The 10557-nt window shown below is 72.1% G+C and carries 9 protein-coding genes and 1 pseudogene; 1 reads left to right on the top strand and 9 read right to left on the bottom strand.

Going from position 1 to position 10557, the window contains the following annotated elements:
• Nucleotides 1-40: 40 nt before the first annotated feature.
• A complete protein-coding gene (locus A5481_RS34630) occupies nucleotides 41-235 on the bottom strand; it encodes a hypothetical protein (protein WP_197514178.1) in 195 nt (64 codons plus the stop codon).
• Nucleotides 236-317: 82 nt separating this feature from the next.
• Nucleotides 318-668: pseudogene (locus tag A5481_RS32360) on the bottom strand (2Fe-2S iron-sulfur cluster-binding protein); the annotation flags it as partial.
• Nucleotides 669-1292: 624 nt separating this feature from the next.
• On the opposite strand from A5481_RS32360, the gene A5481_RS11930 reads away from it, so the two are divergent.
• Nucleotides 1293-2600, top strand: a complete 1308-nt coding sequence (locus tag A5481_RS11930) for a GGDEF domain-containing protein (protein ID WP_053082343.1) — start codon at nucleotides 1293-1295, stop codon at nucleotides 2598-2600.
• 63 nt (nucleotides 2601-2663) lie between these two features.
• Here the strand turns inward: A5481_RS11930 and A5481_RS11925 are convergent, their stop codons facing one another.
• The 7 genes from A5481_RS11925 to A5481_RS11895 all read right to left on the bottom strand — a co-directional run.
• A complete protein-coding gene (locus A5481_RS11925; protein ID WP_048433677.1) occupies nucleotides 2664-3242 on the bottom strand; it encodes an amino acid synthesis family protein in 579 nt (192 codons plus the stop codon).
• Entirely contained in the window at nucleotides 3239-4111 is an 873-nt protein-coding gene (locus tag A5481_RS11920) for a UPF0280 family protein (protein ID WP_048433678.1), read from the bottom strand. The genes A5481_RS11925 and A5481_RS11920 overlap by 4 nt, the downstream gene beginning before the upstream one ends.
• A gap of 5 nt (nucleotides 4112-4116) precedes the next feature.
• Entirely contained in the window at nucleotides 4117-4611 is a 495-nt protein-coding gene (locus A5481_RS11915) for a MarR family winged helix-turn-helix transcriptional regulator (protein WP_082173088.1), read from the bottom strand.
• Entirely contained in the window at nucleotides 4608-6110 is a 1503-nt protein-coding gene (locus A5481_RS11910; protein WP_048433690.1) for a 6-hydroxynicotinate reductase, read from the bottom strand. The genes A5481_RS11915 and A5481_RS11910 overlap by 4 nt, the downstream gene beginning before the upstream one ends.
• Complete coding sequence (locus A5481_RS11905; protein WP_048433679.1) at nucleotides 6107-7795, bottom strand: hydantoinase B/oxoprolinase family protein; 1689 nt, start codon at nucleotides 7793-7795, stop codon at nucleotides 6107-6109. The genes A5481_RS11910 and A5481_RS11905 overlap by 4 nt, the downstream gene beginning before the upstream one ends.
• Nucleotides 7792-9819: a hydantoinase/oxoprolinase family protein gene (locus tag A5481_RS11900; RefSeq protein WP_048433680.1), complete on the bottom strand. Its 2028-nt coding sequence runs from the start codon at nucleotides 9817-9819 to the stop codon at nucleotides 7792-7794. Before A5481_RS11900 ends, A5481_RS11905 begins: the two co-directional genes overlap by 4 nt.
• Nucleotides 9820-10089: 270 nt before the next feature.
• A partial coding sequence (locus tag A5481_RS11895) for an ABC transporter ATP-binding protein (RefSeq protein WP_064503962.1) occupies nucleotides 10090-10557 on the bottom strand: 468 nt, incomplete at its 5' end.

The raw sequence follows: 10557 nt of genomic DNA, 5'->3' as shown, positions 1-10557 counted from the left end.
CGCGGTGTCGTGTACCGTGACGCTGCAATCCTGCGCTGCTCTAGATCTTTGATTTTGCGCCATTTTCCTCGCCCGACCGGCGGCCGCTCGGTCGGAAAATGCTCTCATCGTCCGCCGGCGCCTTTTCTACCGCGTAGCGCAGCCAGACCATCCCGCCCGCCAGCTGCTCCCGGTCGATGCCGGGGGCGGGTGCCGTGACGCGGCTGGGATGCAGCTTCCCGTCGATCGCGGTCACCGAGATGATTCCGGGGCGCATGGAAGCCACGTCGTCCTTGTCGCGGTCGCCGAGGGCTCACGCCGCGTCCGGCATGTGCGCCAGCAGCTTGTCGAGGGTGAGGAGATAGTCGCGTCGTGGTGATCTCGGCGCCCTGGTGCATCACCGCGAGCGTCAGGCAGCCGTTGAGGCGCCGCCCGTTGACGATCATCGTGCAGGCGCCGCACTGGCCGTGGTCGCAGCCCTTCTTCGAGCCGGTGAGGTGCAGGTGCTCGCGCATCGCGTCGAGCAGGCTGGTGCGCAGGTCGAGGTCGAGTTCGCGCCGCTCGCCGTTCACCGTGAAGGCCACCCGCGCCGTCACCGGCGCGTCGCGGCCGGCGGGGACCGCCCGGGCGGCCTCGGGCAGGGCGGCGAGGGCCGCGGCGAGGGGCGCAGTGGCTGAGGCTCCGGCCATCAGGTCTCTCCGATCAGGGTCGTGCGAAGCGCCGAATCGCGCGGTGCAGATCTTGCGCGGTGCGGATCTTGCGCAATGAATGCGGCACGGGGCTCCGGGATCCCGGGCCGCGACGCCGTTACCCGGGCGTCCGCGCCGTCCGCCATGCACCGCTCGATCGGGCGAAGCGGCGGATTCCGCTTGAGCGGGCACGGCATTCTCGCGGATAAAAAGCCTCGAGACGGCCCGGTCGTCTCCGGCCGGGAGGTCGAGGGATGCGTGAACGATCCGCTTGTCCGGGACCTGCCGCAGCACCGGCGCCCCGGGCGGGGGCGGTCGGTGGAAACGCATCAGGAAATGACGGCGATGCCTCTCGCCCGCAGGCGATTAACCGGATCTTGAATGTCGGCCCCGAGTCTAACAGAAGTACAATCGTCTGAGACCGCGGGGGGCGGCATGGACCAGCAGGACCGCCGTCTGCGGCACATCGCAACAGACACGGCCGTGTTCGCGCTGCGCGATGCCGGGCGGGACGCCCAGCTGCGTCGCCCCGGGGGCGGTGCCTAGGGCATGGCGGCATTTCGCTCCATTCGCAGGATGTTCGGGGGCGGTCCCCCGCGGGACCGGGCGCTCGCAGGACGGCTGATGCGCGTGATCTTCGGCTGCTACGTCATCGTGGCGGTCGGGCTGACGGCCGTGCAGATGCTCGTCGCGTACCGGGCGGCGAGCCAGCGCCTGCAGGACGACGTGGCGGCGCTCCAGCGCACCTTCAGCCCCGGTATCGAGGACGCGATGTGGCGCTACAACGCCGAGGTGCTGCGCGGCATCCTGGCGGGCATGCACGAGATCCCGGCCGTCGTCGGGGTCGAGGTCCGGGACGAGGCCGGCCAGCGCGTCCAGGCGATCGGCACCTTCGCCGACGATGCCGGCAAGATCTGGCATGTCGGCCGCAACGACGAGGTCCAGCCCGCCAGCCGGAGCTTCGGCACCCCGTTCAACCGCACCTTCCCGGTCGTCCACACCGACGAGAACGGCCGCCTCTACCCGATCGGCTCCTGGACCGTCCATTCCGACGACAGCATCGCGATCGAGCAGGTCAAGAACACGCTGTACGTGATCCTGGTCAATTCGGCGATCAAGTCGGTGATGCTGTGGTTCATCTTCTACCTGGTGATCCGCACCATGGTCGGCCGGCCGCTGGGGCAGATCCGCGACTACCTCGCCCGGATCGACGCCGACACCCTCGCGGCGGCGCCGCCGCTGACGATCGAGGCGGGCGGCCGCAACGAGCTGCACGCGCTCGCCGGCGCCCTCAACACCATGCGCGACCGGCTGCGGCGCTCCTTCGAGGAGAACGCCGCCCTGATGCGCGACCTGCGCGAGATGAACGCCACGCTGCAGGACCGCATCGCCGAGCGCACCCGCGACCTCGAGGCCCTGGCCCATACCGACCTGCTCACCGGCCTGTTCAACCGGCGCAAGCTCGACGACGCCCTGGCCGAGGCGGCGGAGCGGGCGCAGGCCGGGGAGGGGCCCCTGTCGCTGATCATCGGCGACGTCGACAACTTCAAGTCGGTCAACGACCGCCACGGCCACAAGGTCGGCGACCAGGTCCTCGTCGCCTTCGCGGGGCTCCTGCGCGACGCGGTGCGCCCCAGCGACATCCTCGGCCGCTGGGGCGGCGAGGAGTTCATGCTGCTCTGCCCGGGCACCGACCTCGCCGCCGCCACCGCGGTCGCCGAGCGCCTGCGCCTGCGCGCCGAGGCCACGGCCCTGCCGGAGGTCGGCCCCCGCACCTGCTCCTTCGGCGTCGCCACCCTGGCCCCGGGCGAGAGCACCGACGGCCTCGTCGCCCGGGCCGATGCCGCGCTCTATCGCTGCAAGCGCAACGGGCGCAACCGCGTCGAGGCGAGCTCGGGGCCGCACGCGGTGGCGCCGGAGCGGGCGGCGTGAGGTGTCGCCGCGCGCGCGATCGAGCGACGGCGCGGTCGCGACACCCCCTCCTCGTCGTTTATCTCAGCGCTGCCCGTCCCACTTCCCGATCGCGTCCTTGCTGAGCCCGCCGACCCGGGCGTGCGGCCGGCCGCCGGTGGTCATGGCGAGCGCGAACAGGATCTCGTCGGCGCGCGGCGCATCCGCCACCGTGACCGTGATCCCGTCGAAATGCGAGCGGACGTAGGCGGCATCCTTGTGGTGGATCGGCACGTCGAGGGAGGCGCCCATCGGCCCGACCTTGGTCATCGACGGCACGATGGCGAGCGCCTGGCCCAGCAGCTCGCGCATCGCGTAGCCGCCGGGCACGTGCCACAGGGCGCCGTGCTCCAATTCGCCGGAGGCGCCCACCAGCGAGCCCTTGCCGTAGGCCTCGATCCGGCCGGGATCGCCGCCGAGCGCGTCGAGGAGCTTGCGGGCGCATTCGACGCCCAGCGGCTTCAGCGCCTCCATCATCGGGGTGATCTCGGCCTCGTGGCGCCCGGCGAAGGGATTCCTCAGCACGCAGGCGACCGATCCCTTGAGGATCGGGGCCGCGAGCGCCGGCCCGCCGTCGTGACGGACCTCCTCGACGGTGACGACGATCTTGCGAACCTCGATCATGGACGGATCTCCCTGGGTCCTTCGAGAATGGCGGGGTCTTCGAGCACGACGGAGCGGCCCTGCAGCATCAGGGCGGCGGTGCGGATCAGGCCGGCCTTGCGCATCGCCTGCGCCCGGCGCAGCCCGGCCGCGAGGGCGGCCCCGATCGCGTCGGCGGGAAGCGGCGGCACCGCGACGGTGACGAGGCGCGGGCCGAGATCGGAATCGGGGTCGAGGTCGGTGGCCGGGACGCGCTCCACGCCCGGATGCCCGGGCAGGTCGACCGCGTTGGCGATCAGCGTCGCGGCGGCGTCGGCCGTCGCGGCGTCCCGGGCGAGCACGGTCACCGAATCGGCGAGCCCGAGGGAGAACGACCGCCCCTGCCGCCCCGAGGTGGCGATGCCGCCGACCCCGTCCCCGTAGGCGAGGACCACCCGGCCGTTGAGGGCCGGCACCGGCGCGCGGGAGAAATCCCCCGCGACCCCGATCGCCAGGGTCTCGCCCTCGGTGAGGTGGAGGGCGATGTCGCCGCCGTCGTTGACGAAGGCCTTGTCGAGGGGGGCGGCCTCGCGCATCGCCTCCAGGATCTCGTCGGCCACCGCGCCGGCCACCGCGGCCATCGGGGTGATGAACTCGGGGTGGCGCCGGCAGGCCGCGACCATCCGGCGGGCGATCGCACCCTGCACCCGCGGCCGCTCGCTCACGGGCCGGCGCAGCTCGGGCAACTCGCCGACGAGCTCGCCCAGGACCGTGGCGAAGCGGGCGAGCGCCGCCCCGTGCGCCTGCGCCACCGCGACGTCGGCGCCGTAGGCGCGCAGCACGAGGTCGATCGGCCCGTGCTGCAGGTGCAGCCGGCCATCCGCCAGGACCTGGTGGGCCGGGCCGTCCATGCGCGTCAGCCGAGCCGGGCGATGAGGCGGACCAGCTCGTCGGCCTCCGCCGGCGAGAGGGGCGCGAGGGTGCGGGCCGTGACCTCGGACCCGCGGCCCTTCATCGCCTCGATCACCCCGACCCCCTCGTCGGTCAGCGCCAGCAGGACGAGGCGGGCATCGGCCTCGTCGGCGCTCGGCCGCACGAAGCCCCGGGCGGCGAGCCGCCGGGCGACGCCGAACATCGTCGCCGGATCGACCCCGACGAGGCGCCCGACCTGGTTCTGCGAGGTCGGCCCGAGGTCGTGGAGCTTGCACAGGACGGCGTACTGCACCGGCGTGACCGAGAAATCCCGCATCACGGCCTCGAAGATCGCCGAGGCGCGCTGGTGCGCCCGGCGGATCAGGTAGCCGATCTGGTCCTCGACCCGGTAGGCGTGGATCGCCTCGGCGTCGACCGCCGGCTCGGGGGCGGGCAGGGACGCGGGCAAGGGGGCGGCGCTCGCGGAGGGAGCGTTCATGCGACCTCTCCGGCCGGCCAGGGATGGTCGGGATTCCAGCCGTCGATCCGCGCGGCGGGCCCGACCTCGCGCAGGACGTCGGCCATCGCCACCACGTCGCCGTCGTGTCCCCCGAGCCGCGCGTAGAGGTCGCGCGGCAGGGTGAACTCGATCGGCGCGACGATCGCCGGGGTCGGCACCGCGCCGAAGGCGTTCCGCGGCAGCCGCGTCACGTCGGCCATCACCGTGATCCCGCCGCCGGGCCAGACCGTGACCGGGGCGCCGCCCATCGTCACCTTCGTCTCGCCGGCCGCGACCGAGCGGGTGAGCAGCACCGGATTCTCGGTGACCCCGGCCCGCAAGGAACCGCCGGCGCCCGCCATGAACAGGACGGTGCACAGCGAGGGCTCGCAATTCTCGCCGATCCGGTCGACGACCTGGCGCACCGGCGCCGGCATCTCGGCGGGCACGGGCTTCAGGTCGTCGTCGAGGACGAGCCAGAGGGCGTGCTCGCCGGTGGTCGAGGTCATCAGGAGGCGCAGGCCCGGCCAGGCGGTGGCGGGATCGATCGCCTGGATGATGCCGAGGGGATCGGCGATGTCGGTCCCGCCCCAGCCGATGCCGGGATTGGCGACCTGGAAGTAGCGCCCCGGCGTCGAGCGCCGGCCCTTCACCCGGATGCCGGCCGGGCGCATGCCCAGCACCTTGCCGGCCTGGTGCTCGGTCAGCACGCCGGTGATGTGGTCGTCGACGACGATCACCTCGTCGGCATGTCCCAGCCATTGGCGGGCGAAGATGCCGACGGTCGCCGAACCGCAGCCGACGCGCATGCGCTGCTCCGGCGTGCCGTCGACGATCGGGGCGCGGCCGGCCTGGACCACGACCTCGTGGCCGCCGTCGATCGTCATCGTCACGGAATCGCCCGCGCAGAGGCGCAGCAGCGTGTCGCAGGTGACGCTGCCCTCCTTCTTCGAGCCGCCGGTGAGGTGGCGCACGCCGCCGACCGACAGCATCTGCGAGCCGTACTCGGCGGTGGTGACGTGGCCGACCTCCTCGCCGTTGACGCGAATGGCGGCGCGCTCCGGGCCGAGATGGCGGTCGGTGTCGATCTTCACCTTCACGCCGCAATAGCTGAAGATGCCCTCGGTCACGACCGTGACGGTCTCGACGCCCTCGTGCTCGCTCGCCACGATGAAGGGGGCGGGCTTGTAGTCGGGATAGGTGGTGCCGGCACCGATGCCGGTGACGAAGGTGCGGGAGGGATCGAGCACCCGCCCGTCCCACTCCGCCGCGCCGAACGGCACCAGCTTCGCGCCCGCCTCCGCCGCGTCGTGCAGCAGCACGACCGGATCGGTGCGGACGAGATGGCCGGCCTCGTTGGCGTAGCGCGAGCAGGCGCCCGAGCGTCCGGGCCGGATCCGGCACAGGACCGGGCAGGCGTCGCAGCGCACGATTCCGTCGGCTTCCTGGGCGCCGAATTTCCTCGAGCGCGCTTCGGTCGAGAGGGTGTCGGCGCTCATGATCGGCTCCCCCACAGGTCCTTCGCCTCGTCCGTCCGGTAATAGCCCCGGCGCAGGTCGCGGGCGACGAGCGCAGGGTCGCGGGTCTCAGGCTGGCCGTAGCCGCCCCCGCCCGGAGTCATCACCTCGACCCGGTCGCCGGCCCGGATCGCGATGTTCTGGTCCTTCGAGAGATGGAGCGGGGTGACGATCTCCCCGCCGCGGTGGATCCGCACCACGTTCGGCGCGCCCGCCGCACCCCCGAGCACGCCCGGCGGGCCGAACCGGCCGTGATCCATCACGAACGAGGCCCGGGCCTCGCCGCGCAGCAGCTCCACCTCGTAATGGACGCCGAAGCCGCCGCGATGGGCGCCGGCACCGCCGGAGCCCTCGCGCAAGGAGAAGCGGCGGAACAGGACGGGATAATACTGCTCCATCACCTCGACCGGCGCGGTCTTCGAGATGCCGATGGTCGAGCAGCCGTTCGACAACCCGTCATGGCCGGCATTGCCGCCGTAGCCGCCGCCGGTGATCTGGTACATCACGTACGAGGCGTTCTTCGCCGGGTCGAAGCCGCCGAGCGCGAAATTGCCCGAGGTGCCGGCGGGCGCCGCCGTGACGCGATCGGGGATCGCCTGGACGAGGGCGAGGAACACCGCTTCGGCGATGCGCTGGCTCACCTCCGCGGCGCAGCCCGAGACGGGGCGGGGATAGCGCGCGTCGAGGAAGGTGCCCTCGGGCCGTCGAATCGTCAGCGGCTCGAAGGTACCGGCATTGATCGGCACGTCCGGGAAGACGTGCTTCACCGCGAGGTAGACCGAGGAATAGGTCGTCGCCACCACCGAGTTCATCGGGCCGCGGCAGGGCGGGGACGAGCCGGAGAAGTCGAAGGCGAGGCCGTCGCCGGCCTTGGTCATCGTCAGGGCGATGCGCAGGGGCTCGTCCACCACGCCGTCGGAATCGACGAAGGCCTCGGAAGTATAGGTGCCGTCCGGGATCCCGCGGATCTCGGCCCGCATCCGCTCGGCCGCGCGGGCGCGGATCTCCCGGATCGCTGCGTCCAGGGTCTCGCGGCCGTACTTCGCCAGGAGGTCGTCGAGCCGGCTCTCGCCGACCATCAGGGCCGCGGCTTGCGCCTTGATGTCGCCGATGCGCTGGTCGGCGACGCGGATGTTGGACGCGATGATCGAAAAAATCTCCGGATCCATCGTGCCGCGCTTGAACAGCTTGACCGGCGGCAGGCGCAGGCCCTCCTGCTCGACTTCGGTGGCGTGGGCCGAGAAGCCGCCCGGCACCATGCCGCCGATATCGGGCCAGTGGCCGGTATTCTGCAGCCAGCAGAACAGGGCGCCGTCGACGAAGACGGGCTTGACGAAGCGCACGTCCATCAGGTGCGTGCCGCCGAGATAGGGGTCGTTGACGATGTAGATGTCGCCGGGCTCCGGCGCCCCGACCCGGCCCTCGCGGATCAGCCGGATCAGCTCGCCGGTCGAGTACTGCATCGTGCCGACGAAGACCGGCAGGCCGTACTCGCCCTGCGAGATCAGCGCGCCGGTGTCGCGGTCGTAGATCCCGTCCGAGCGGTCGTCGGCCTCGGCGATCACCGGCGAGAAGGCCGAGCGCGAGAAGGCGATGTCCATCTCGTTGCAGACCTGCTGCAACCCGGCCTGGATCACCGCGAGGGTGAGGGCGTCCAGCGTGCTCATACCCGGATCCTCAGGTTGCCGATGGCGTCGACCCGGGCCACGGCGCCGGGCTCGATCACCGTGGTGGCGTCGATCTGCTGGATCACCGCCGGCCCGGCGATCTCGGCACCGAGCGGCAGGGCCTCGCGGGCGTAGATTCCCGCCTCGTGCCAGGCGCCGCCGGCATAGACCGGCCGGGTGCCGAGGCGGGCGCCGTCGAGGTCGGTGCGGCCCGCCTCGTCGATCAGCGCCGCGAGCGGGAAGGGTTTTCGCCGGCCGATCACCGAGGTGACGAGGTTGACCACCACCGCCCGGATCTCCGGCAGCCGGACCTGGAAGCGGCGGAAATACGCCGCCTCGAACAGGTCTTGCAGCGTCGCGCGGTCGAGGCCGGGCGAGGGCAGGGCGACGCGGATCAGGTGGGTCTGGCCGCGGAACTGCATGTCGGCCCCGTAGGTGACCGTGGTCTCGTCGATCTCGGCCTGCTCCTCGGCCACCATCGCGAGCGCGTCCGTCGCCTGCTCCTCCAGCACGGCGCGGAGGTCCGCCATGTCGAGCCCGTCGAGCGGCCGGTTGAGGGTGCGGACCCGGTCCTGGCGCAGGTCGGCGACGAGGCAGCCGAGCGCGTTGGTGAGGCCGGGGCGTGCCGGCACCAGCACCTCCGGGATGCCGAGCTCGCGGGCCAAAGCCACGGCGTGGAGCGGGCCGGCGCCGCCGAAGGCGAACAGCACGAAGTCGCGCGGGTCGTAGCCGCGCGACAGCGACACCATGCGGATCGCCCCGCTCATGTGGACGTTGCCGAGCCGGATCACCGCCTCGGCCGCCGCCTCGACGCTCATCCGCAAGGGACCTGCGAGGTCGCGGGCGAAGGCCTCTCGGATGGTCTCGAGGGACACGCCGGCCCGCACGGCGGTGAGCCGTGCCGGATCGAGGCGCCCGAGCATCAGGTTGGCGTCGGTGATGGTCGGCCGTGTGCCGCCGCGGCCGTAGCCGATCGGGCCGGGCTCGGAGCCGGCGCTCTCGGGGCCGACCCGGAGCATCCCGGCCCGATCGACGGAGGCGATCGAGCCGCCGCCCGCCCCGACCGTGTGGACGTCGACCATCGGCAGGTGGATCGGCAGCCCGTAATCGATGGTGAGCTCGCCTGAGACCTCCGGCACGCCGCCGGCGATCAGCGCCACGTCGGTCGAGGTCCCGCCCATGTCGTACGTGATGGCGTTCCTGAGATCCGACTGGGCGAGGGTCGCGGCCGCCGCCATCACGCCCGAGGCCGGGCCCGACATCACGGTCTTCGCCGCCGCCTCGACGACGAGGCCCGCCGGCACGGTGCCGCCGTTGCCGTTCATCACCAGGAGGTCGCGGGCGAAGCCCTGGGCCCGCAGCTCGTCCTGCAGGCGGCGGATGTAGCGGTCGAGGATCGGCTGCACCGCGGCGTTGACCGAGGCGGTGGTGCCGCGCTCGTACTCGCGGAACTCCGACAGGAGCGCGTGGCCGAGGGTGACGTACGGATTCGGCCAGATCTCGCGGGCGATGGCGCCGGCGCGCAGCTCGTGCTCCGGGTTGGCGTAGGCGTGCAGGAAGTGGATCACCAGGGCCTCGCAGCCCTCCGCCAGCAGGTCGCGGACGGCCGCGGCGACGGCGGCCTCGTCGAGGGGCGTGCGCACCGCGCCGTCGGCCATGACGCGCTCCGGGACCTCGCGGCGCCACTCGCGCGGGATCAGCGGCTCGAAGGTGCCGAAGAGGCCGTAGGGCTTCGGCCGGGTGCGCCGCCCGAGCTCGAGGACATCGCGAAACCCTTCCGTGGTGATCAGGCCGACCTTGGCGGTCTTGCGCTCCAGCACCGCGTTGGTGGTGGCGGTGGTGCCGTGGATGACGAGGTCGAGATCGGCCGGGGTCACCGCGGCGGCGGATATGGCCGCCAGCACGCCCTCGGCCTGGTTGCGGATCGTCGTCGGCACCTTGGCGAGGCGCACCCGCACGCCGGACTGGTCCGCCTCCGTCAGGAGGAGGTCGGTGAAGGTGCCGCCGACATCGATGCCCGCCATGCGTCTCACGTCACACCTCGATCATTCGCCTACGAACGGTTTCGTTGGGTGGCCGGTGGGGGGCCGGCCGTGTCCGTCATCTGTCTCCCCATGCTGGGGAGGTTCGCACGCCTCCCCTCTCCCGTGTGGGAGAGGGGCCGGGGGTGAGGGTGACACGCATCCGTGTGAAGCACCGAGCGTGGTGCTGGCAGCTCAACGTTGAGAGCTAGACCCAGGACCGTAGCACCCTCACCNNGAGAGGGGATCCCGCGCCATACCCGGTCTCGCACCTCACACCGTCAGGTAAGCCTCTCGCACCGCCTCGTCCGCCTCGAGCGCCGCCATCGTCCCCTCGAAGTGGATCGCGCCCTTCTCGATCACGTAGGCCCGGTCCGAGACCGCGCCGGCGAAGCTCAGGTTCTGCTCGGAGAGCAGCACCGCGATGCCCTCGCGCTTCATCCGGAGCACCGCGTCGGCCATCTGCTCGACGATGACCGGGGCGAGGCCCTCCGACGGTTCGTCGAGGAGCACCGCGTGGGGATTGCCCATCAGGGTGCGGGCGATGGTGAGCATCTGCTGCTCGCCGCCCGACATCGCGGCGGCGCGGCGGCCCCGCATCTCGGCAAGGTTGGGGAAGATCGAGAACAGCTTCTCGGGCGTCCAGGGTGCGCGCCCGTCGGCCGGGACCTTGCGGCCGACCGCCAGGTTCTCCATCACCGTGAGGTCGGTGAAGATGCGCCGCTCCTCCGGCACGTAGCC

The sequence above is a fragment of the Methylobacterium platani genome (assembly GCF_001653715.1).
GTDB classification, from domain to species: domain Bacteria; phylum Pseudomonadota; class Alphaproteobacteria; order Rhizobiales; family Beijerinckiaceae; genus Methylobacterium; species Methylobacterium platani.
The sequence above is the reverse complement of the archived record's forward strand: the minus strand, read 5'-3'. Positions and strand labels throughout refer to the sequence as shown.